The 23338-nt window shown below is 45.8% G+C and carries 23 protein-coding genes and 3 riboswitches; of the genes, 9 read left to right on the plus strand and 14 right to left on the minus strand.

Annotated elements, in window-relative coordinates; all coding sequences use genetic code 11:
- Positions 1 to 128 precede the first annotated feature (128 nt).
- The 4 genes from M1D94_RS01110 to M1D94_RS01125 are packed head-to-tail and all read left to right on the plus strand — an operon-like array spanning position 129 to position 3724.
- Positions 129 to 1547: a GntP family permease gene (locus tag M1D94_RS01110; RefSeq protein WP_003243205.1), complete on the plus strand. Its 1419-nt coding sequence runs from the start codon at positions 129 to 131 to the stop codon at positions 1545 to 1547.
- A gap of 23 nt (positions 1548 to 1570) precedes the next feature.
- Positions 1571 to 2287, plus strand: a complete 717-nt coding sequence (locus tag M1D94_RS01115) for a CoA transferase subunit A (protein ID WP_041850343.1) — start codon at positions 1571 to 1573, stop codon at positions 2285 to 2287.
- Positions 2284 to 2934: a succinyl-CoA--3-ketoacid CoA transferase subunit B gene (locus tag M1D94_RS01120; protein ID WP_003243049.1), complete on the plus strand. Its 651-nt coding sequence runs from the start codon at positions 2284 to 2286 to the stop codon at positions 2932 to 2934. The genes M1D94_RS01115 and M1D94_RS01120 overlap by 4 nt, the downstream gene beginning before the upstream one ends.
- A gap of 16 nt (positions 2935 to 2950) precedes the next feature.
- Positions 2951 to 3724 carry a 3-hydroxybutyrate dehydrogenase gene (locus tag M1D94_RS01125; RefSeq protein ID WP_014481333.1) on the plus strand — a complete coding sequence of 258 codons (774 nt, stop codon included), beginning with the start codon at positions 2951 to 2953 and terminating at the stop codon, positions 3722 to 3724.
- Between the two features lie 51 nt (positions 3725 to 3775).
- Here M1D94_RS01125 and M1D94_RS01130 read toward each other — a convergent pair whose 3' ends face one another.
- The 9 genes from M1D94_RS01130 to M1D94_RS01170 form a co-directional block, all read right to left on the minus strand.
- Positions 3776 to 4912 (minus strand): 5-methyltetrahydropteroyltriglutamate--homocysteine S-methyltransferase, encoded by a 1137-nt coding sequence (locus M1D94_RS01130; RefSeq protein ID WP_032725091.1) that lies wholly within the window; start codon positions 4910 to 4912, stop codon positions 3776 to 3778.
- Between the two features lie 77 nt (positions 4913 to 4989).
- Positions 4990 to 5096, minus strand: a riboswitch (SAM riboswitch).
- 68 nt (positions 5097 to 5164) lie between these two features.
- Positions 5165 to 6298, minus strand: a complete 1134-nt coding sequence (locus M1D94_RS01135; protein ID WP_424934872.1) for a 5-methyltetrahydropteroyltriglutamate--homocysteine S-methyltransferase — start codon at positions 6296 to 6298, stop codon at positions 5165 to 5167.
- 81 nt (positions 6299 to 6379) lie between these two features.
- Positions 6380 to 6486, minus strand: a riboswitch (SAM riboswitch).
- Positions 6487 to 6551: 65 nt separating this feature from the next.
- Entirely contained in the window at positions 6552 to 7040 is a 489-nt protein-coding gene (locus M1D94_RS01140; protein WP_232567290.1) for an LURP-one-related/scramblase family protein, read from the minus strand.
- Positions 7041 to 7168: 128 nt separating this feature from the next.
- A complete protein-coding gene (locus tag M1D94_RS01145) occupies positions 7169 to 7432 on the minus strand; it encodes a hypothetical protein (RefSeq protein ID WP_072173222.1) in 264 nt (87 codons plus the stop codon).
- A 289-nt stretch (positions 7433 to 7721) separates the two neighbouring features.
- Positions 7722 to 7850, minus strand: coding sequence for a hypothetical protein (locus tag M1D94_RS01150; RefSeq protein WP_003227241.1), 129 nt, complete (start codon positions 7848 to 7850; stop codon positions 7722 to 7724).
- Between the two features lie 104 nt (positions 7851 to 7954).
- Complete coding sequence (pepT, locus tag M1D94_RS01155) at positions 7955 to 9187, minus strand: peptidase T (protein ID WP_024571478.1); 1233 nt, start codon at positions 9185 to 9187, stop codon at positions 7955 to 7957.
- A gap of 49 nt (positions 9188 to 9236) precedes the next feature.
- The gene (gene yxjL, locus M1D94_RS01160) at positions 9237 to 9893 is read right to left on the minus strand and encodes a two-component system response regulator YxJL (protein ID WP_277709151.1); all 657 of its coding nucleotides are present in this window, start codon (positions 9891 to 9893) and stop codon (positions 9237 to 9239) included.
- Positions 9880 to 11103 carry a sensor histidine kinase gene (locus M1D94_RS01165; RefSeq protein WP_120027630.1) on the minus strand — a complete coding sequence of 408 codons (1224 nt, stop codon included), beginning with the start codon at positions 11101 to 11103 and terminating at the stop codon, positions 9880 to 9882. Before M1D94_RS01165 ends, yxjL begins: the two co-directional genes overlap by 14 nt.
- Before the next feature lie 17 nt (positions 11104 to 11120).
- Positions 11121 to 11594: a CcdC protein domain-containing protein gene (locus M1D94_RS01170; protein ID WP_072173225.1), complete on the minus strand. Its 474-nt coding sequence runs from the start codon at positions 11592 to 11594 to the stop codon at positions 11121 to 11123.
- Positions 11595 to 11822: 228 nt separating this feature from the next.
- Between M1D94_RS01170 and galE the strand changes: the two genes are divergently transcribed.
- Complete coding sequence (galE, locus tag M1D94_RS01175) at positions 11823 to 12842, plus strand: UDP-glucose 4-epimerase GalE (RefSeq protein ID WP_003244356.1); 1020 nt, start codon at positions 11823 to 11825, stop codon at positions 12840 to 12842.
- Between the two features lie 74 nt (positions 12843 to 12916).
- Here galE and M1D94_RS01180 read toward each other — a convergent pair whose 3' ends face one another.
- A complete protein-coding gene (locus tag M1D94_RS01180) occupies positions 12917 to 13459 on the minus strand; it encodes a DUF4352 domain-containing protein (RefSeq protein WP_120028571.1) in 543 nt (180 codons plus the stop codon).
- Positions 13460 to 13847: 388 nt separating this feature from the next.
- Positions 13848 to 13950: riboswitch (guanidine-I (ykkC/yxkD leader) on the plus strand.
- A 76-nt stretch (positions 13951 to 14026) separates the two neighbouring features.
- Here M1D94_RS01180 and M1D94_RS01185 point away from each other — a divergent pair.
- The gene (locus tag M1D94_RS01185; RefSeq protein WP_003242615.1) at positions 14027 to 14863 is read left to right on the plus strand and encodes a YitT family protein; all 837 of its coding nucleotides are present in this window, start codon (positions 14027 to 14029) and stop codon (positions 14861 to 14863) included.
- Between the two features lie 41 nt (positions 14864 to 14904).
- On the opposite strand, the gene M1D94_RS01190 is transcribed toward M1D94_RS01185, so the two are convergent.
- Positions 14905 to 16362 carry an aldehyde dehydrogenase family protein gene (locus tag M1D94_RS01190; RefSeq protein ID WP_021480972.1) on the minus strand — a complete coding sequence of 486 codons (1458 nt, stop codon included), beginning with the start codon at positions 16360 to 16362 and terminating at the stop codon, positions 14905 to 14907.
- A 183-nt stretch (positions 16363 to 16545) separates the two neighbouring features.
- Between M1D94_RS01190 and M1D94_RS01195 the strand changes: the two genes are divergently transcribed.
- From M1D94_RS01195 to M1D94_RS01205, 3 genes are all read left to right on the plus strand, one after another.
- Positions 16546 to 17439: a PucR family transcriptional regulator gene (locus M1D94_RS01195; RefSeq protein WP_046161010.1), complete on the plus strand. Its 894-nt coding sequence runs from the start codon at positions 16546 to 16548 to the stop codon at positions 17437 to 17439.
- Between the two features lie 120 nt (positions 17440 to 17559).
- A complete protein-coding gene (gene msmX / locus M1D94_RS01200) occupies positions 17560 to 18657 on the plus strand; it encodes a maltodextrin ABC transporter ATP-binding protein MsmX (protein WP_003242648.1) in 1098 nt (365 codons plus the stop codon).
- Positions 18658 to 18764: 107 nt separating this feature from the next.
- Positions 18765 to 19604, plus strand: coding sequence for a polysaccharide deacetylase family protein (locus M1D94_RS01205; protein ID WP_041850354.1), 840 nt, complete (start codon positions 18765 to 18767; stop codon positions 19602 to 19604).
- A 13-nt stretch (positions 19605 to 19617) separates the two neighbouring features.
- On the opposite strand, the gene M1D94_RS01210 is transcribed toward M1D94_RS01205, so the two are convergent.
- The 3 genes from M1D94_RS01210 to cimH form a co-directional block, all read right to left on the minus strand.
- Positions 19618 to 19818 carry a hypothetical protein gene (locus M1D94_RS01210; RefSeq protein ID WP_072175337.1) on the minus strand — a complete coding sequence of 67 codons (201 nt, stop codon included), beginning with the start codon at positions 19816 to 19818 and terminating at the stop codon, positions 19618 to 19620.
- A 57-nt stretch (positions 19819 to 19875) separates the two neighbouring features.
- Positions 19876 to 21564, minus strand: coding sequence for a M56 family metallopeptidase (locus M1D94_RS01215; RefSeq protein WP_163138424.1), 1689 nt, complete (start codon positions 21562 to 21564; stop codon positions 19876 to 19878).
- Between the two features lie 121 nt (positions 21565 to 21685).
- Entirely contained in the window at positions 21686 to 23038 is a 1353-nt protein-coding gene (gene cimH, locus M1D94_RS01220; protein WP_015714950.1) for a citrate/malate transporter CimH, read from the minus strand.
- Between the last annotated feature and the right edge of the window lie 300 nt (positions 23039 to 23338).

The following is a 23338-nucleotide window of genomic DNA, read 5'->3' on the forward strand; positions in this document are numbered from 1 at the left end:
GGAGCTTTCCTTTTTTAATCGGAATAGTTGGCCCACGCTTCTCGTACATATGGAAAGGGGACGGAAACAGCCGATGCGGACAGGTTTTTGTAAACGCTTTCTAGTTCGCGGAAATGGGGGATGTGTGTGTGGAACTGATCATCATTCTATTGGCGTTAGGTTTGCTGATGTTTACGGCGTATCGGGGATTTTCTGTCATATTGTTTGCGCCGATTTGCGCGTTATTCGCGGTGCTGCTGACAGATCCAAGCCATGTGCTTCCTTTTTTTTCATCAATTTTTATGGAGAAGATGGCGGGTTTTATTAAGCTGTATTTCCCAGTGTTTTTGCTCGGTGCCATTTTTGGAAAGGTCGTTGAAATGGCCGGGCTTGCGGCATCAATCGCGAAAACAATTGTCCGGCTTGTCGGGGCAAAAAGAGCGATACTTGCCATTGTGCTGATGGGCGCTGTCTTGACGTACAGCGGCGTCAGCCTGTTTGTTGTCGTATTTGCCGTATATCCTTTTGCGAAAAACATGTTCCAAGAAGCAAACATACCAAAACGCCTCATCCCGGGAACGATTGCTTTAGGGGCTTTTACGTTTACGATGGACGCACTTCCGGGAACGCCGCAAATCCAAAATGTCATCCCGACGTCGTTTTTCAAAACAGACATTTATGCCGCCCCTTGGCTGGGCTTGATGGGCGCAGTGATTGTGCTGGCAGCTGGGATGCTCTATTTGGAATCAAGGCGGAAGAAAGCGCAGGCATCTGGCGAAGGTTATGGCGGTTTTGATTCGCAGAATGCTCCTGCTCCTGAATCGATTGAGTCCGCGGCTGAACCGGACAAAAGCCCGATTCGGCACGCGCTTGCCTTTGTCCCGCTTATTCTCGTCGGTGCAGTGAATAAATATTTCACCATTTACCTGCCAAAGTGGTATCCGAATGGATTTGATTTTTCTTCCATAGGATTAAAGGAGTTCGGCAGGCTTGATATTTCTTCAGCGGCTGCTATTTGGTCGGTGGAGATTGCTTTAGTGATTGGCATCATCACAACGATTTTATTTGATTGGAGAAGTGTGTTTGCCCAATTGAAGGAAGGGCTGAATGAAGGAATTGGCGGCGCCTTGCTGGCATCTATGAATACGGGTGCCGAGTACGGGTTCGGCGGCATTATCGCCGCGCTGCCGGGGTTTCATAAGCTGAGCAGCGGAATTTCACATACTTTTACCGATCCGCTTGTAAATGGCGCCGTTACGACAACTGCGCTGGCGGGAATCACCGGCTCGGCTTCAGGAGGAATGGGCATTGCGTTAAGCGCGATGTCAGAACAATACTTACAGGCGATTCAGGCTTACAATATTCCGCCAGAGGTGATGCATCGGGTCATTTCAATGGCATCAGGCGGGATGGACACACTGCCGCATAATGGCGCTGTTATCACGCTTCTGGCCGTGACGGGTTTGACACACCGGCAATCCTATCGCGATATTTTTGCGATCACGCTCATTAAAACGGCTGCCGTATTTGCTGTAATCGCGATTTACAGCCTGACTGGTCTAGTGTAGAAGAAAACGAAAGGAGCATCAATATGGGAAAAGTGCTGTCATCAAGCAAGGAAGCTGCGAAACTGATTCATGATGGGGATATGCTGATCGCGGGAGGGTTTGGGCTGTGCGGCATCCCTGAACAGCTCATTTTGTCTATAAGAGATCAGGGAGTAAAGGATTTAACCGTTGTCAGCAATAACTGCGGAGTCGATGACTGGGGGCTTGGTTTGCTTCTGGCTAACAAGCAAATCAAGAAAATGATTGCTTCCTATGTCGGTGAAAATAAAATTTTTGAGCGGCAGTTTTTAAGCGGAGAGCTTGAGGTCGAGCTTGTTCCCCAAGGAACGCTCGCTGAGAGAATTCGTGCAGGCGGTGCAGGCATACCGGGATTTTATACGGCGACAGGCGTCGGCACCTCCATAGCCGAGGGAAAAGAACATAAAACATTCGGCGGCCGGACTTATGTGCTGGAGCGAGGCATTACCGGCGATGTGGCGATCGTCAAAGCGTGGAAAGCGGACACCATGGGCAATTTGGTTTTTAGGAAAACGGCGAGAAATTTCAATCCCATTGCCGCCATGGCAGGCAAGATCACGATTGCCGAGGCGGAAGAAATCGTGGAAGCAGGAGAGCTCGATCCAGATCACATCCATACGCCGGGAATTTACGTACAGCATGTCGTGCTTGGCGCGAGCCAAGAAAAACGGATTGAAAAACGAACAGTTCAGCAAGCATCGGGAAAGGGTGAGGCCAAGTGAAGGAAGCGAGAAAACGAATGGTCAAACGGGCTGTACAAGAAATCAAGGACGGCATGAATGTGAATCTCGGGATTGGAATGCCGACGCTTGTCGCAAATGAGATACCCGACGGCGTTCACGTCATGCTTCAGTCGGAAAACGGCTTGCTCGGAATTGGCCCCTATCCTCTGGAAGGAACGGAAGACGCGGATTTGATCAATGCGGGAAAGGAAACGATCACTGAAGTGACGGGCGCCTCTTATTTTGACAGCGCTGAGTCATTCGCGATGATAAGAGGCGGGCATATCGATTTGGCTATTCTTGGTGGAATGGAGGTTTCGGAGCAGGGTGATTTGGCCAATTGGATGATCCCGGGCAAAATGGTAAAAGGGATGGGCGGCGCTATGGATCTCGTCAACGGGGCGAAACGGATCGTTGTCATCATGGAGCACGTCAATAAGCATGGTGAATCAAAGGTGAAAAAAACATGCTCCCTTCCGCTGACAGGCCAGAAAGTCGTGCACAGGCTGATTACGGATTTGGCTGTATTTGATTTTGTGAACGGCCGCATGACACTGACGGAGCTTCAGGATGGTGTCACAATTGAAGAGGTTTATGAAAAAACAGAAGCTGATTTCGCTGTAAGCCAGTCTGTACTCAATTCTTAATGGGAAGGTGTTTGACATGAGAAAACAAGTCGCCTTGGTGACAGGGGCTGCCGGCGGAATCGGATTCGAAATGGCAAGAGAATTCGCCCGGGAAGGTGCCAGCGTCATCGTTTCAGACCTCCGTCCGGAAGCATGTGAAAAAGCAGCCTCCAAACTTGCAGAAGAAGGCTTTGACGCGGCGGCCATTCCGTATGATGTGACAAAGGAAGCGCAAGTTGCTGATACGGTGAACGTCATCCAAAAACAATACGGCCGCTTGGATATTCTGGTGAACAATGCCGGTATTCAGCACGTCGCTCCGATTGAAGAGTTTCCGACAGACACCTTTGAACAGCTGATCAAGGTCATGCTGACGGCCCCCTTTATTGCAATGAAGCATGTTTTTCCGATCATGAAAAAACAGCAGTTTGGCAGAATCATTAATATCGCGTCTGTTAATGGATTAGTCGGCTTTGCAGGGAAATCCGCTTATAATAGCGCCAAGCACGGCGTCATTGGACTCACAAAAGTAGGGGCGCTGGAAGGCGCGCCCCACGGCATAACAGTCAATGCGCTCTGTCCGGGTTATGTCGATACCCAGCTTGTACGCAATCAGCTTAGCGATCTATCAAAAACTAGAAATGTCCCTTACGACTCTGTACTTGAACAAGTCATTTTTCCGCTTGTGCCGCAAAAGCGACTGCTTTCCGTCAAGGAAATTGCGGATTATGCCGTGTTTTTGGCAAGCGAGAAGGCGAAGGGCGTCACTGGGCAGGCTGTCGTCCTTGATGGGGGCTACACCGCACAATGACATAAAAAACACACTTGCTCCGCTAGGGAATCAAGTGTGTTTTTTCTTTTCTTATTTCCAAACATCATTAGCGATCTCAACCACATGGCGGAGCTTCGCCCATTGCTGTTCTTCAGTCAGCTTGTTGCCTTCCTCAGTTGAAGCAAATCCGCATTGAGGGCTGAGGCAAAGCTGGTCTAAGCTTACATAACGGGACGCTTCTTCGATACGGCGTTTCACGTCATCCGGATTTTCAAGCTCACCGAATTTAGATGTCACTAAGCCAAGAACAAGCTGAAGATCAGACCGTTTTACGTAACGGAGCGGCTCAAATCCGCCTGAGCGTGAATCATCATACTCTAAGAAAAGTCCGTCAAGATTCAAGCCGTCAAAAATGGTTTCGGCTGCTGCGTCATAGCCGCCTTCCGCTGTCCAAGTGGACTGGAAGTTGCCGCGGCAAATATGCATGGTTACCGTCAAGTCATCCGGGCGGTCTGCTATCGCGTCGTTAATCGATTTCGCAAACAGCTGGCGAAGCTCATCAGGCGTTGTTCCGAACGCTTCGATTTGTTTTAAGCCTTTTTCTGATAAGAAAACGGCCCACGCTGTATCATCAAGCTGGAGGTAGCGGCAGCCTCTGTCATAAAACGCTTGAATCGCTTTTTTATATGCTTTGGATACATCATGCTGGAAAAGGTGATAGTCGTTTTTGTATGCACCTTTTTCCAATTTCCCGCGGAAAAACAGCATATTCGGGCTTGGAATGGTCATCTTTGGCGTCGCGTCACCGGCAATGCTATGGAGAAATGAGTAATCTTCAAGCATTGGGTGTGTTGAAAAGTCGATATCGCCTGTGACTTTAATGCCGCGTGCTTTTGTCTGTACGTTATGGAATTGAATGCCTTGCTCAGGAGTAAACGGCTCAACGCCATCTAAGTTTTCCAGGAAATCAAAGTGCCACCATGCTCTGCGGAATTCACCGTCTGTCACGACGTTCAGGCCGATTTCCCTCTGTTTTTCCACAATGCGGATAATTTCATCGTTTTCGATCTGGCGAAGCTGCTCAGCCGTAATATCGCCGGCCGCTTTTTGCAGCCGCGCTTTTTTGACGGGCTCAGATCTTAGCAGGCTTCCGACTTGATCCGCGCGAAACGGCGGTTTTTTTCTTTGAAGTGATTTTTGTTCTGCGGGTGTTGTTTGTTGTGACATGTTGTCCATTCCTTCTTTCCATTCAAATGTAAAAAAGCTCTTCCTTTGGATAAGGAAGAGCTTGCGTGACAATCTCAACCTTATCTTCAAGAGCAATCATTGCTCTAAAGGATTTAGCACCATTCTGTTAAACAGCGGTTGCCGGGTATCGCAGGGCCAGTCCCTCCACCTCTCTTGATAAGGAAAACCTTTTTATGAAATTTTCTGATAGTATCTATTATTCACACATTTTCTATTTCTGTCAATGATAGATTATCTCCACACATCGTTGGCAATGTCGATGACATGGCGAAGCTTTGCCCATTGCTGCTCCTCTGTCAGAAGGTTGCCTTCTTCTGTAGAGGCGAAACCGCACTGCGGGCTCAGGCATAGCTGGTCCAAGCTGACAAAACGCGCGGCTTCATTGATACGGCGTTTCACATCTTCAGGATTTTCAAGCTCGCCGTATTTCGATGTGATCAAGCCGAGCACAATTTGCAGATCCTTGCGCTTCACAAAACGGAGCGGATCAAAGTTTCCGGAGCGGTCATCATCGTATTCCAAGAAAAGGCCGTCAAGGTTTAAGCCGTCCAAAATCGTTTCCGCTACAGCGTCGTACCCTCCTGATGCCGCCCAGGTTGAGCGGAAGTTGCCGCGGCAAATGTGCATTGTGATCGTTAAATCGTCAGGCCGGTCTGCGACGGCATCATTAATTGTTTTGGCAAATATGGATGGCAATGTTTCTGGATCGCCGCCGAGCGCCCGGACAACCTCTCTGCCTTTTTCCTCAAAGAAGAGAGACCATGACGTATCATCGAGCTGGAGATAACGGCAGCCAGCATCATAGAAGGCTTTGATTGCTTTTTTGTATGCTTGAGCCAGGTCATGAAAATATTCCTCTTGATCGTCATAAATCCCTTTATCCGCCTTTTCGCCAAAAAACAGCATATTTGGGCTGGGAATGGTCAATTTTGGCGTCGCGTTACCGGCAATCTCATGTAAAAATTGATAATCAGCAAGCGCTGGGTGGCTCGTAAAATCGAGTTTTCCCGTCACTTTGATGCTGCGCGCTTTCGTTTTTGTGTTATGGAACTGAATCCCCTCAGCCGGGATGAACGGTTCCACACCGTCAAGCCCTTCCAGGAAGTCATAATGCCACCAAGAACGCCGGAATTCCCCGTCTGTTACTACATCGAGACCGATTTCTTTTTGTTTTTCCACGATGCGGATGATCTCTTGATTTTCGATATCACGAAGCTGTTCTGCTGTCATCTCACCAGCCGCTTTTTTTTGCCGGGCTTGCTTTACCGGAACGGAACGAAGCAAACTGCCGACATGATCGGCGCGGAAAGGTGCTTTGCGTTGTTTTTCTGTTTTTTGTCCTGCAACATTCGTTTGTTGAGCCATGTTATTCGCCTCTTTTCTGAAATATTGAGCATGTAAAAAGCTCTTCCTTTGTGAAGGAAGAGCTTGAATGATCAAATCTCCGCCTCATCTGCAAGAACGCAATGTTCTTAAGGATTTAGCACCATTCTGTTTGAAACAGCGGTTGCCGGGTATCATAGGGCCAGTCCCTCCACCTCTCTTGATAAGGTACAACTTCATATTCAGATTTCAATTATCTTAATATTATTACTTTTGGATCAATTGTCAATGCTTTTTAGAGAATACTTTCATCTTCATCGTTATATAAAACCATATCAAGCACGATAGCGATGGCAGTGCAAATCAGAACATCTTCCTCGTTTGCAATCTGCAAGTGATAGGAATCACCCCAGCTGAGCCACTTTTTGCTCACTGACATCCGGACATTTTCCCCGTCCGTCAGCTGGAATTCATCCCTCCATAAATCACCATCGATTTCCCAGTTAAGCCCGGAAATCACAAATTTCGGTTTGAAAAACGTTACTTTCTTCGTTACCTCACAAACTGTTTTCCCGCCAATTGAAATCTCATAGCGCGGCAATAAAGACATTAGTTTTTGTTCTATGGAAACGAGCGTTTTCCCAGATGAGTCTGTCATTTGTAATGAGTCTCCTAACGAGAAAAAACGCCCCTCCACCTTGAATGTTTCTTGTTCATCCCGGTCATAAATGTGAAATGCATCTTTAAATGAGAACATTTTTTGTTTCATAAATAACTCGATCATTGCTGAAGTCTCCTTTGGGTTTGCCTTGTATGAAATTACGGATAGGTGGCGAAAAGGTTTCAGGCTCTAAATCAAAACAATTTTAAAAGGCTGCGTGATTCAGCAGCCTTTTCATTTGAAATATAGAATTAGGAAAGATGCATCCGGCGTTTTTGGCGGATGGCGTCAAGGTCGATTAGGTTGTTGTGATGAGGTGCGGCTGCTGGCAGAGGGCTTGTCTTTTGCGGTTTGCGGCGATTGTCCTTGCTGAAAGAAAAAAGAAGATAGCCGCATAATGCGATGATAATAAATAGGATCATATTACATACCTCCCAAAAAAAGTTTTGGTACTCTCTATTGTACGGATAAAAAGTCAAAAAGTATTCAAAAAATTCTAAATCAATAAATAACAAGAAACTGTCCCTCTAAAACAGTATAACCTGATGACCTGAAAATAGTCTTGAATCACGCTGTTTGCTCTTGTTGATGATTGGTTCTATAGTTACTATCGACGATAAAATAAATTCCTTTATATAACTTTTAACCTAAGTTTGAGTAATTCGAATTGCCTGTTTTTGGGTGCTGTATTCTTGCTTGTTTGGTTTATACCCTATTTTGCGGAATTGAACACAAAAAACCCAAATTACGGAGCATTTGGGCGGTACGGGTGAATACGGATTGTATTTAGGGGATTTGAATGTTTTATTTGAAGAAGCGTTTGAACATTTTTCTAATTTTTTGAAATGGGCTGGATTTCTTTTGCATGTTAAGCGGCCTGGAAATGATCCATTTTTTCAAGAGACTCTTTGCAGCGATTGCATGTTTTGTCATTGTTTTTCCTCCTCATTTGTTGATACTTGTTTTACGGAGGACGCGTTTAAAATGTTTCATTTTCACACAAAAAAGCCAGTCCTTTTTTGGACTGGCTTTTGGCATTATGCTTGCGCTTCAAACTGCTTTGCAATCTCCACGATGACATTTACGGCTTTGACCATATTATCAACTGAGATGTATTCAAATTTGCCGTGGAAGTTTTCCCCGCCTGTAAAGATGTTTGGCGTCGGAAGCCCCATGTAGGACAGCTGCGATCCGTCGGTGCCGCCGCGGATGGGGGAAATCTTCGGTTCAATGCCGAGGTTTTCCATTGCTTGCTTGGCAATGTTGACGATTTCGATGACAGGTTCAATTTTCTCTCTCATGTTGTAGTATTGGTCGTTCATATCCAGCAGAATCCGGTCTTGCCCGTATTCGTTTTGAAGTTCTTCAACGGCACGCTTCATTGTTTCTTTTCTGTTTTGGAAATTCTCTTTGTCAAAGTCTCTAATAATGTAGTGGAGCTTTGTTTCCTCTACGTCTCCTTGAATCGACAGCAGGTGATAGAAGCCTTCATAGCCTTCCGTATATTCAGGCGCTTCGTCTGCCGGCAGCAGGCTGTTCAGCTTCATCGCGATTTTCGCAGAGTTGATCATTTTCCCTTTAGCTGTTCCGGGATGTACGTTGTTGCCTTTAATCGTAATTTTTGCGGCAGCGGCATTGAAGCTTTCGTATTCAAGCTCGCCGAGCGGCCCGCCGTCAACCGTGTAGGCAAAGGATGCATTGAACCGTTTCACATCAAATTTGTGCGGCCCTCTTCCGATTTCTTCATCAGGCGTAAAGGCGACTCTGATTGTGCCGTGCTTGATTTCAGGGTGTTTGATGAGGTAATCCATGGCTGTCATGATTTCAGCGATACCGGCCTTATTGTCTGCGCCGAGAAGGGTGGTGCCGTCTGTGGTGATGAGTGTATGGCCCTTATAGCCGGACAGCTCAGGGAATTGATCAGGTGACAGGGTGACCTGCAGCTGTTTGTTGAGAACGATGTCTTTTCCATCATAGCTTTCGATGATTTGCGGATTCACGTTTTTGCCGGTAAAGTCTGTAGCGGTGTCGACGTGAGCGAGAAAGCCGATTGTCGGCACGTCTTTTTCAGTATTGGAGGGAAGAGTTGCCATGACATAGCCGTTTTCATCAATGGCTGCATCCTGCATGCCGATGGACTTCAATTCATCAACGAGCATGTTTCCTAATGTCAATTGGCCGGGTGTGGAAGGACAAGTGTCAACGGATTCATCGGACTGTGTGTCGACTTTTACATATGTAGTAAACCGTTCAATGATTTCTTCTTTCATTTCCAATCATCTCCTTTGTCTTATTTTAGCATGGCGGGATGAGAGATTTCTATTGCACAATACCGTTTCGAATGGCAAATACGACTGCCTGTGTCCGGTCTTGGGCATTGCATTTTTGCAGGATGCGGTGCACGTGGGTTTTCACAGTGCTTTCACTGACGAAAAGCTTTTCAGCAATATCCTCATTTCTCAGTCCGAAGGCCATTTGCTGAAGAACCTCAAGCTCTCTTTTGGTGAACGGCTCTGCCAGTTCTTCTGGATGGGGCTGTTGCTTCGCCCGAAATGTCTCACTGATAATTTTAGCAGCTGTGACTGTACGGAAAATCGCCTCGCCTCTGGCCGCAGCGCGAATCGCATCTATCAACTCTTCAGGAAGTGTATCCTTCAGCAGATAGCCGACTGCGCCCGCACGGATGCCTTCAAATACGTATTCCTCCGTGTCAAAGGTGGTTAAAATGACTATCTTTGTATCTGGAAGTGCGGACATAATGTCTTTCGCCGCTTCGATGCCTGAGCAATGCGGCATCTGGACATCCATGAGGATGACATCGGGTTTTGTTTGTTTTGCGAGTGCTATAATATCGCAACCGTCGCCGGCCTCACCAGAAACCGTCATATCCGTCTGTGCGTTGATGACGTAGCGGAAACCTTCACGCACAAGCGGCTGATCATCGGCAAGCGCGACGCGTATGTTATCTTTGTTCATCTTTTTGCTCCTTATTCGTTGTCATGAGCGGCAATGACAGCTCAATTTTCAGGCCGCTCGGCTGTACGGCACTGAAAGTAAGGGAACCGCCTGCTTTTTCTGCGCGCTCTTTCATTCCTGTCAGGCCAAATCCATAAGTAAGGCTGCCGGTGAATTGTCCGTCGTCGGTGATTGTGACATAGAGATGGGACTTGTCGTTAGAAATGACGGCCGCCGCATGAGAAGCGTCAGCGTGACGAATGATATTGGTCAGCGCTTCCTGCAAGATGCGGTAGATCGTTTCGCTCACGTTTGGAGGCCAAGACTCTTCTGACAGTCCGGCAGTATCTAAAGAAACGTGCAAGCCGCTCCGTTCCTCCACTTGATGAATGAGCCCCCGCAAAGCGGTAAGCCCCACCATCGATTCACTACGGCCCATTTGGTGAACGACAGACCGTACTTCTTGAAGACATTCCCTGGCGACACTCAGTACATTTTGAATGACTTTTTCTGAATCCTCCTTGCTGCTTTTGAGGATATAGGGAAGAGATTGAAGCTGAACAATCACAGAAGTCAGCTCGTGACCGATACTGTCATGAATGTCGCGGGCGATTCTTGTACGTTCCTCAAGGACCGCGTACCTTAATGAAAGAACAGAAGCCTCCTGCAGCTCTGCATGCGCTTTCTGGAGTTCTTTATGAGCATGCTCCAGCTGCACATGCATTTTTGCCAATTCAGCATGATTCCGTTCAGCCTCCTTTCTCGCTTCTCGTCTGAAACGCATGGAGGAGAAGAAGACGTAGAGTCCGATCATGATCGAGATGTTGCTGATGATATCGTCCCAGCTGCTGTCAAAAACAGAATACAAAAAGAAAGCATTGCCCCCAATTAGGCACACTGTAAGGATCAAAGACAGCCGTGCAGGAAGCTTTATGGCTGCATAAACCATTAAAAATACGAGTAAAAAAAAGGCGGCTCCCTGCTCTTGGCCGGAAACAGCCCAAAGAAAAACGGTCAGGATCCAAAGCCCGATGAATATGCTCAAACTAACAGCGGTGGATGCCACATAGGGAATGATCCAAATGAATGCTAAGTATACCGCAAATACAAATGCTAACAAAATGGGATCAGCCTTAGTTGGATGAGATAAAAATTGTATGCAATTCAAAATGAGAATAAGGCTCGGCACAAGCTTCTTGTAGTAGTGCCGAGCCGGAGTTTGTCCGTTCATGCTGGTCCTTCTTTCGGTTATTGAATGGATACTTTGCCGGCGGTCAGCCGTCTGTATGCTTTGTAAAGCATGATGTTGCGGGCTGTGATGGTGCCGAGGGGAACGAAGAACATAGAATGAATAATGGCAATAAACATCTCGTTGCTCTCAGGCAGCCATGTTCTCGCGGCCATGCGCAAAGAAAGTATCACTAGAATGAGGATAACACTCCCAAGTGAGCCGCGTGAAGTGACCTTTCCGGTTTCCGGGTGAATCCGCACATTTACCATCTTCCCAATGCCAAACCCGCAGGCCAGCCCGATTAATAATAAAATGCCGCTGATCGCCACATGTAATACGGAATGAAAATACGCCGGCTGAAACGATGCTGATACGCCCCATAAGAGCAGCAGCGGAATGATCAGCAACTTCCCGGGTCTGACAGCTTTCTCTCGGTACATCGATAAAATAATAAGAATCAATACAATAAAAATATATGGGCTCATCGCCATGTCATCAAATCCTTTCTGCATTAAGCATAGCGAAAAAGGGAAAGGAAAACGTCAACCGGCAGATTGATTTTTCAGCAGCTATACTTGTTCGCGCTGCATAAAGGTATGAAAATGCTGATAATATATGAAAAAACTATTAATAAACGATTAAACTTCTTAAAAATGGATGTGGACCGGTTCTAAACACTATATAATGAAAACAGGTCATTTTTTAGGAGGGTTTACATCATGGCAATACTTGTTACTGGCGGTGCCGGGTACATTGGCAGCCACACATGTGTTGAACTATTGAACAGCGGCTACGAGATTGTTGTTCTTGATAATCTGTCCAACAGTTCAGCTGAAGCGCTGAACCGTGTCAAGGAGATTACAGGAAAAGATTTAACGTTCTACGAAGCGGATTTATTGGACCGGGAAGCGGTAGATTCCGTTTTTGCTGAAAATGAAATCGAAGCTGTGATTCATTTTGCAGGGTTAAAAGCAGTCGGCGAATCTGTTGCGATTCCCCTCAAATATTATCATAACAATTTGACAGGAACGTTTATTTTATGCGAGGCCATGGAGAAATACGGCGTCAAGAAAATCGTATTCAGTTCATCTGCGACAGTATACGGCGTTCCGGAAACATCGCCGATTACGGAAGACTTTCCATTAGGCGCGACAAATCCTTATGGGCAGACGAAGCTCATGCTTGAACAAATATTGCGTGATTTGCATACAGCCGACAATGAGTGGAGCGTTGCGCTGCTTCGTTACTTTAACCCGTTCGGCGCGCATCCAAGCGGACGGATCGGTGAAGACCCGAACGGAATCCCAAATAACCTTATGCCGTATGTGGCACAGGTAGCAGTCGGGAAACTCGAGCAATTAAGCGTATTCGGAAATGACTATCCGACAAAAGACGGGACAGGCGTACGCGATTATATTCACGTCGTTGATCTCGCAGAAGGCCACGTCAAGGCGCTGGAAAAAGTATTGAACTCTACAGGAGCCGATGCATACAACCTTGGAACAGGCACAGGCTACAGCGTGCTGGAAATGGTCAAAGCCTTTGAAAAAGTGTCAGGGAAAGAGGTTCCATACCGTTTTGCGGACCGCCGTCCGGGAGACATCGCCACATGCTTTGCAGATCCTGCGAAAGCCAAGCGGGAACTAGGCTGGGAAGCGAAACGCGGCCTTGAGGAAATGTGTGCTGATTCCTGGAGATGGCAGTCTTCTAATGTGAATGGGTATAAGAGTGCGGAATAAGAATGGAGGCCTTCTCAATAGAGAAGGCCTTTTTTAAAGAACAAGGGTGCCTGAACAGGCACCCTTGTTAGCTGTTATTTGATTTTCACAATAACATCATTACTGAATTTTAGTTTCCAAGTGCCTTTTGCATAAGCTTCCTTGTCCACCTCAAATGCTTTCACATCTGTTACTTTAATATTAGGATTTAGATCACTTAATATTTTAGAGTTGTCAACTTTTGTCTCAGTTGCATAGGTTGAAGAAGCATCGATATCAGCATCATAAGAAGTGCCATCAGCATCAACTAATTTAACAGTTGGAATTGAAAAAGAGCTAATCGGCTTTTTAGATACGTTTTTAATTGTATATTGAACTGCTACAATTGTACCACCATCAGATGCTTTCTTTTCAACATATTGAGTACCGACAGTATCTCTGTCCTCTACCTTCGTAACTGTCACTTCAGTTTTTTCAGTTTTTACGGTATCACCGATATTGTATGTTTTTTCAGTTTCTGCTTTGCTGCTGCTTGATGTTTTGGAAGTGGCTTCTGAGCCGCCTCCGCCGCCAATCATATTACCGATAATAATGATGACAACAACTGCGAGAATAAACGTAATGATTTTATGTCGCATAAAAAAGTTACGTTGATCCTTACCGCAGTTAGGACATTTTTTTACACCCTTTGCAATTTCTTGACCGCAAGCTTTACAGGGTACTAGTTTTCCTGCCATTATATTTCCTCCTATGTAATAAAATGTACGAAACATATGTACTATAATGCCTATATTATTTCACTTAGTCAATATAAAATTATGAATTTCTTATAATTATTATCATTTATAGTTAAATTCGCTTGTAAAATATATGCTTTTTTTCTTATCGGTTATATCTGTTCTTTTTTAATAGATAAATCGTATTTTCTTCCAGATTATCTGATGAAATCTCCGCAAATACCCCTTGAACCAATTCGAACCGTCCCTTATAATGCTAATATTGGAAAGTGAAAAGGATATGATAAAAACAGTGGTTTTCTAGGGTTCCGCAATGCAAATTGGACTGTGACCGAGAGAAAACACATAGCAGCTTGGCTGTTATGACACGGTGGGATAAAAGCCCAGGAGTTTCTGCTCTTTTTCGAGAGCGTTCTCCTGGGTTTTTTTATTTGCTAGAACAGAACAATGAGAAGGAGTGTTTTCGTGATGAAAAAGAGAATGCTGGATGTACTTATGCTTGTGATTGGCGCTTTTTTCTTCGCGCTTGCGGTTAATTTATTTGCGATTCCCAATGATCTTGGGGAAGGCGGAGTCACTGGGATTACGCTGATTTTGTATTATCTGTTTCAATGGTCTCCTGGTGTCACGAACTTTATCTTAAATGCGTTTTTGCTTTTAATCGGCTACAAGTTTCTTGATGGAAAAACAACGGTTTATACGATCATTGCGGTTGCGGCAAATTCGCTCTTTCTTCATCTGACACATGGGTGGAGCATTCCGTCTGATGAATTGATCATTAATACGATTTTCGCAGGTGTATTTGCCGGAGTCGGGATCGGCATGATTATCCGGGTCGGCGGGACGACGGCTGGTTCCGCGATTCTGGCCAGAATTGCTAATAAATATTTAGACTGGAATATCAGCTATGCACTCTTGTTTTTTGATTTAATCGTAGTATTCAGCTCTTATTTTATTATTGGTGCAGAAAAAATGATGTTTACGATCGTGATGCTGTATATCGGTACCAAAGTGATGGACTTCATTATTGAAGGTTTGAATACGAAAAAAGCCATTACGGTCATTTCAGAAAATAAGAGTGAGATTGCAGAGCAGGTAAATACCTTGATGGATCGGGGCGTGACGATTTTATCAGGGAAGGGAAATTATACGGGCCAGTCAAAAGAGATTTTGTATATCGTCATTAACAAACAGGAGCTGTCTATGCTGAAAAAAATCATTAGAAGCTGCGACAAAAAAGCGTTTGTGATCGTACATGACGTACGCGATGTGTTTGGCGAAGGGTTTGTGGATATATCTAAATAAAGAAAAATCCCTCTGTACTTGAAACAGAGGGATTTTTTCATTTAGAACGGATATTTGCGGTATTGCTTCTGTATCGAAATCCATTTCGTCACGGTAAATTCCTCGACGACCCACGGATTGCCGAAACGGCCGACACCGCTTGCTTTGTTGCCGCCAAAGGCAATATTCGGCGAATCATTGACGGACTGGTCGTTGACATGGGTCATGCCGCTGTCAATTTGCAGGGCGAACTTTTCGCCTTTTTCTAAATCAGAAGTGAAAACCGCAGAGCTGAGGCCGTATTCAGTATCATTTGCCATGTCAATCGCTTCCTGGTCGCTGCCAGCTTTAATAATGGTTGCGATTGGGGCAAACAGCTCCGTTTGGGCAATTTTGCTGTTGTTGTCCGCACCGACAAAGACGTACGGCGTCAGCACGTTTCCGACGCGTTTTCCTTCAACCGCAAGCTCAATGCCGTCTGCCTTTGCCTGCTCAATGATCTCTAGCGCTTTCTCGATTTGGCGCTCGTTGATCAGCGGGCCGACAACGGTTTTCGGATCGGTTTGATCGCCGTACGGAAGCTGTTTGACACGGGCGGTGAACTTTTCTACAAACTCATCGTACACATCTTGATGAACGATGATCCTGTTGATAATCATACAGATTTGTCCCTGGTGAATAAATTTTCCGAAAATCGCGGCATCCACAGCACGATCGACATCCGCATCTGAAAGAACGGCAAATGGATTGTTGCCGCCGAGTTCAAGGGCCATTCGTTTGAAGGCGCGACCGGCGATTTCACCGATGTGGCGCCCGACTGCTGTTGATCCCGTAAAGCTGATTAATCTCGGGATTGGATTGGTGAGCATGCCGTCCCCGATTTCCTTTACATCCGTCAGCATGACGTTAAGGACACCGGCAGGAAGACCGGCGTGTTCAAACGCTTTCGCAATGATGGTCCCGCCGGAAATAGCAGTTTGGATATCAGGCTTGTGAACAACACTGTTACCCAGCGCAATTGCGGGCGCAATGGATCTCATAGATAAATTCATTGGAAAATTAAATGGAGAAATCGATGAAATGACACCTAGCGGAAGGCGGTAAATCTTATTGGTTTTCCCTTCAATGTCGGATGGCACCTCTTTGACGCCGCCTAATTCACCAGTATACGTCATGGCTTCATCTAAAATCGCAATCGTTTGTTCCAGCTCGATCGTTGATTTAATAATCGTTCCGCCAGTTTCGCGGGCGATCATCATGATGATGTCATCACGGTTTTCCTGTAAATAGCCGCGCGCTTTTTGCAGGACGGCTTTTCGGTCTTCCGTTGTGCTCTTGGCCCACTCTTTTTGGGCTTTCTGTGCAATGTCAAACGCATCCTCCAGCTGTTTGCCCGTTGCCAAAGATGCTGTTGTGATCACAGACTGGTCATACGGATTCAAAATGTCCTCCGTACGTCCGCTTTCTCCCTCAGTCCATTTTCCGTTGATAAAACTTTTGTTTAACGTTTCGAAACTCATAAGATGACCCTCCTTTGGTCCTGCATGTCCTCTTCTATTTCCGCTGAAGCCAATATGTAAACGAATGAGGTTTCCCTTTCAGTTTCTCGTCTATCTATACCGGATATACTCTTTTTTAGTGGAGAACATGTGTGTTTCGCCTTATACTGAATATACAGATCCTTACATAAGAGAGGAGACTCTATGAAATCGCTGCTGGCTATTTATCCCGGTTCGATTGTGTCTGAGGAGCTTTGCATAAGGGAAGGCTGTCTATGTTTTTTTGATGAGAGCAATCAGAGATATATCTCCATTCCGAAAACAGAGATCAGTGAAAAAGAAGTATTGGTGCTGCAGTCATTTTTGACGCCTGCGGATGAGGGCAATCAACTGTCTATGAAATCACCTGAGGAAAACAAGTGGTTTTCATTCCTTTTTTCCAGAGGGGAATTGCCGGCGTATATAAAGAAACGGACGAGATTTGTTCACTTTCATTTATTCGGCAAAATAGAAAGGACGTCCTTTACGGAAGCGGTTCGCCATTTTTGGCCGGTGTCTTTTGTGATTGTGTGGATCCATGAGGACAGAGGTGTGATTGTCGAGCAGGAAAGTGAAGCGGCGGCGGAGAAGGGCGAACTGGAATCGCTCGCAAAGGTTCTTGAAAGTGATTTCTACTTCAGTGTCCGTTTTTACGCCGGAAGATTTTACGAGCCGGATGAGTGTCTGCGAAAACATTACGCTCGTGAACAGGCGTATTTCCTGTTTGCTGAAAAACGGCTGCCTCAGGTGCAGAGTGTGACCTTTGAGATGATCTTTCCTTTTCTATTATTAGAAACAGAAAAAGAAAAACTGGAAACGCTGCTCTCTGAAGAAGCTGAGCTTTTATTTGGAAGTGAAGCTGAGCTAAGGAAGACCATTAAGCTGTTTATTGAAAACAACTCAAACGTCACATTAACAGCGAAAAAGCTGCATCTGCATCGCAACAGCCTGCAATATCGGATTGATAAATTTATTGAGCGGTCAGGGATAGATATCAAATCGTACAAAGGCGCACTTCTTGCCTATTTTATCTGTCTGCAAAATGAAAGTTCAGAATAAATTGGAAATATGCACGAAAAATGGCTGGGTGATTTTATGAACGCTGCCCATTTTAGCGAGAGAGAATTGCTGTTACACTCAATATAAGAAAGCGTTTACAATAACAAAGGGGGATGTTAGATGGCTGAATTGCGGATGGAGCACATTTATAAATTTTATGATCAAAAGGAACCGGCGGTTGATGACTTTAACCTTCATATTGCCGATAAGGAATTTATCGTATTCGTCGGCCCGTCCGGCTGCGGGAAATCAACGACGCTGCGAATGGTCGCAGGACTTGAAGAAATTTCGAAAGGCGATTTTTATATTGAAGGAAAACGGGTCAATGATGTAGCGCCAAAGGACAGGGATATCGCGATGGTATTTCAGAACTACGCGCTCTATCCGCATATGACGGTCTACGATAATATCGCGTTCGGGCTCAAGCTTCGGAAAATGCCGAAGCCTGAAATCAAAAAAAGAGTAGAGGAAGCTGCTAAAATTCTCGGGCTGGAGGAATATTTGCACCGTAAACCGAAAGCGCTGTCAGGTGGACAGAGACAGCGGGTTGCGCTGGGCCGGGCAATCGTGCGGGATGCAAAGGTGTTCCTGATGGATGAGCCTTTGTCAAACCTGGATGCGAAGCTGAGGGTGCAAATGCGGGCGGAAATCATTAAGCTCCACCAGAGACTGCAGACTACTACGATTTATGTGACGCATGACCAGACAGAAGCGCTGACGATGGCGACACGGATCGTAGTCATGAAAGATGGGAAAATTCAGCAGATCGGGACGCCGAAGGATGTTTATGAATTCCCTGAAAACGTCTTTGTCGGCGGGTTTATCGGATCACCGGCGATGAACTTTTTCAAAGGAAAGCTCACGGATGGTTTAATCAAAATCGGTTCTGCGGCATTAACCGTCCCGGAAGGAAAAATGAAAGTGCTGCGTGAAAAAGGCTACATCGGCAAAGAGGTCATCTTCGGCATCCGTCCTGAGGATATACATGATGAATTGATTGTCGTGGAATCATATAAGAACTCTTCGATTAAGGCGAAAATCAATGTTGCAGAGCTGCTCGGTTCTGAAATCATGATTTATTCGCAGATCGACAACCAAGACTTTATTGCGCGGATCGACGCCCGCCTCGATATTCAATCGGGCGATGAGCTGACGGTCGCATTTGATATGAACAAAGGCCATTTCTTTGACAGTGAGACAGAAGTGAGAATTCGATAAGATCAAAAAAACCGGACATGGAGACATGTCCGGTTTTTTTGCTATTGAAAATCTCAGAATCAAACCGATGAAAAAGGAGGAAGAAATAGACAGAAAGCAGGAGAACGATGAAACGATTGTTTTTAAGCATCTTTCTTTTGGGCAGCTGTTTGGCGCTTGCGGCTTGCGCTGATCAAGAGGCGAATGCAGAGCAGCCGATGCCAAAAGCGGAACAAAAGAAACCGGAAGAAAAGGCAGTACAAGTTCAGAAAAAAGAAGACGATACATCTGCATGGATCAAAACAGAGAAACCGGCAAAGCTGCCGATTTTGATGTACCACAGCATTTCTTCAGGAAACAGCCTCCGTGTGCCAAAAAAAGAATTCGAGGCGCATATGAAGTGGCTTCATGATAACGGCTATCAGACATTAACGCCGAAAGAGGCGTATCTCATGCTGACGCAGGATAAAAAACCTAGTGAGAAGTGCGTGCTGATCACATTTGATGACGGGTACACCGACAATTATCAAGATGCGTATCCGGTGCTGAAAAAGTATGGGATGAAGGCAACGATTTTTATGATCGGCAAATCGATCGGACATAAGCACCATCTGACAGAGGAACAAATGAAGGAAATGGCACAGCACGGCATATCGATTGAAAGCCATACGATTGACCACCTTGAGCTGAACGGATTAACGCCTCAACAGCAGCAAAGTGAGATGGCTGATTCGAAAAAGCTGTTTGACAACATGTTTCATCAGCAAACCACCATCATCAGCTATCCAGTAGGGCGCTACAATGAGGAGACGCTGAAGGCCGCTGAAAAAACAGGCTATCAAATGGGCGTGACGACAGAACCGGGCGCGGCTTCGAGAGACCAGGGAATGTATGCCCTCCATCGTGTGCGCGTGTCCCCAGGCATGTCAGGCTCGGCTTTTGGTGCGTACATCGAATCAATGAAATAAAAAAAGGCGGCGTTTAATCGCCGCCCCCTCCGCCGCCACAGCCGGAATCGCTGAAACCTCCGTCACTGCCGCATCCATCATGGTGTGAGCCGTTGTCTGAATAACCGAAATACCGGCTGTCCGCCTGCTGGCGGCTTTTATTATCCGATGGCTGCGGCTGAATGACTGAAAGAAAAACAATAATAGATATAAACAATAAGATGATCACAATCACTTCGCGTCACTCCCTTTTTTCACCATATCTGTTATACGGATGAAACGCTGACCGGTTTCATTTCAAAGTGATCGATTCTTTCAGGCGGTCTCTGAGCCAGCGCTTCAGCACCCCATGTCCTTTGTTTGACAATAAAGTGCCGACACGCCAATACATAGGGGGATGAGGAGCGAACTGAAAATCAATCAGTCTGAAAAGCCAGCTTTTATCACGGGTGAGAGAATCAATTTGAAGCTCGTCTTCACCTGCTTCAGAGCTGTAGGCACTTTGTTTCTGTATGTCCTCATCCTGCCGAACCGCCAAGATTCTCAAGGCTTCAGCCATTTGTTTGTAACCGCCCTCCAGCAATGATGCGCCAAGATTGTCAGCACGCACCTCCATCCATTGTGAACAAAAGGATTGATAGAGCTGGAATAGGATAATGATTGCCATAATGAAAGCCCAAAGCACAATTTTATGGGCCTCGGGATGGGTGATATGCTGCTCAAACAAGAGGAAAATCCCAACGACAGCTCCAAGATATAGAAAACGCAAAAGCTGTGAAGACAGAACGTCACGTTTTTTGATATGAATCGCCTCATGGGCCAGAATGCCTTCAATGACACGCTGTGGAAGTGTTAGTGTGGCGCTTGTCAGGATGACCATTGACCTCCCGACATTCATGCCTACTGCCATTCCGTTGTAATCATCACTCTCCGTTTCGTATATGCGGACATGGGAAATGCCGGCCGATCGAAAAATCTTATCGGCCGCTGCCTGTACATGCGGATGATGACAAGGCTTGGCGTCCATCGCCGCCCGCAACACACGGTCTGACATATACATGTTGAATACCCAATACAGGATTACGGCAACAGCCATGACCCATGGAGAGGCGTGTAATGCGTATAACGCGAGCACCAATAAGGCGTAAGCGGATACCCCTTTTACGCTGGCGGCAAAATAAAGCTTACCGAGCAGCCGCTTCACATTTTTTCTATGATAAAACGGCAAAACAGAAATTACATTGTCCACATCGTTTTCTGCATCTGTGTACTCCTGGAGAATTGTTTTCCATTTTTGCGGTTCCTTCACCGTCAGAAACAGTGTTTCGCCGGGAAGAGACAGTTTAATGACTTGCTGAAAGCTTGTTGTTAAATCTAGACGTGATGAATACATCGTCAGAAGCGGATGGAGCTTTAAGAGATCTGCCGTTGATTCAAGCTGAATGGCCTTCAAATCGGAAAGCGGGTATGTACGGGTTTCATAGTGTGAGCAGATATGCAATTTTTCTAAGGCTGCTGAATAAAAAACCTTTACGCTAAAAACATTCAGTGTTCGCTTCACCAGTGCCCCTCCGCCGGAGATCATGCCGAGAAGGATCACATATTTGAGAGGGCTTGTGTCAGGTCCATAGATGAAAAAAATAACAGCCCCTGCAAACACAATGACGGTCAGCGTAATGTCTGACAGGAGACGTGTTTTGTTTCTGGCCAGCTCGATTTCCTGCCAGTCTCCCGAAGGTTTTTCCGCACGCTCTGAAACAATGAGATCCATTGCGGTCCAATAGCAGAAGAACATTGTCGCCATCGAGACTATGCCGTCCATGAATGAGAGATGAGAGAAGATGTAAACCGCAGCGCCGACCCAAAGAACAATATCAATCCAGAAGTCTACGGCCGGAATGAATTTTGCTGCCAGGGCTGATATCAAATAAAATCCCAGCCCGAGAAGCATAAAGAGAAATAGATGAGTTCCCATAGGCATGCCATATTCCTTTCTATCTAGTATTTCCAACTATTACTATAGCATGAGGCGGGAACTTGCAAAAATATGGACATGCAAAAAAGCAAGCTCTTTCGTTTGACGAAGAACTTGCTTGCGGGGATCAATAAAACTGGTGCAGCAGCAATAAGGTTAAGGATACTGTAATCGCGCCCCCGATGCGGGTAGACACTTGGGCGAAAGGCATTAGCTCAAGCCTTTCAGCGGCGCTTAAAATGGCAACGTCACCCGTGCCGCCTTGCCCAGAATGGCACGCATTGATTATGGCGGTTTCAATCGGATACATGTTCAGCCATTTTCCAGTGAAGAAGCCAACGGCCATCATGGTCACAACGACAGACAGAATCGTGATAATATTGCTGAGGTTAAAAGCGGCGACAAGCTTGTCCCACGGAGTCATGGATACCCCAATCGCAAAGAGAAGCGGGTAGGTCACAGCTGTTGAAAAGAAGCGGGACACTCCAAACGCGCCATTTTCAATTGAGGCAGGCACCAATCTGAACAGCTTGATTAGAACAGCCAGTAACAGCATGGCAACGGGTGCCGGAAAACCGAAAAAATCGTGAGCGAGCATGCCGACTAAGTATAAAGAAACAGCAAGGATACCGCCTGACGCAAATAAAGAAAGGTTGAACATTTGCTGTCCGCTTTGAGATTCCTCCAGCGCAGGGGACTCTTCTTCGGAGCGGTCCACTTTGCCGTTGCCTGTCCATTCCGGTTTTTTCTTTCCGATGCGGTTCAGCAATCCCGCTAGAATAATCGCGCACAAGCTGCCCAGCATAATCGATGGCAGAACAAGTGCAAACGCTTCCCCTTGAGAAATGGGCATGATGTCAGAATATCCGATGGACAGCGGGATAGCGCCTTCTCCGACTCCTCCAGCCATAATCGGAATGACAATGTACAGCAGGGTATGCTGAAATCCGAGTCCGAGCAATGTCCCGACAGCCAGTCCGACAATAGCGGCTGTGACAGAACCGACAATAAGCGGAATAAAAATTTTCATGAATGCTTTTACGAGTGTTTCTCTTTTCATGCCGAGAATGCTTCCGACGACAATACCGGCGATAAACAAATATAGAAAGTTTGAGTTTTCTGTAAATTCTGTGGTGGATTTGACGATATCATTAGGCAGCAGGTGATAGTACACGACAGCGGACGGAATAAAAGTAGCTAGGATGGCCGGGCCGCCAATAGAACGCACAATCGGTATCGATTTGCCGATTTGGGCAAAGGTAAACCCGAAAAACGCCATGACGGCAATGGATGTCAAAATGTCACTTTTTACATCGTGATGCATAACAAAAACAGTGATTAATATAAACAGCAAGGCATACACAGGAAGCGGTATGATGCCTACTTTTATATTCATGGCTTTCGCAAACCAATTCTCTTTTCGAACCCCTTCGTGAATTGTATCCGTTTGCAATTGCATTTGTGTTTGAAGCTCTCCCATTGAAAAACCTCCCCTATTCTTGATGCAGTGAAATTGTTCACTATGTTAAGTATACTAAAAAATTGAAATTATTAATATATTAAAAATTTACTATTCAACTTTTCTCCACTTGCCGGTTCAAATGAAAAGAGGCATCCTGCCTAAAATCTGTTTATGACGGAGTGCTGAGAAACGAGTGCTGGTGCGGGGCAAGCATTTTGTTCGCAAGGAACGATGTGTTGATGTACGATAATAAAGGGTCATTTATCCTAGCAGCCGACATAAATAAGCAACAAAATAGACAAAAATCCGTCACATAGG

This window comes from Bacillus sp. JZ109 (assembly GCF_053903135.1).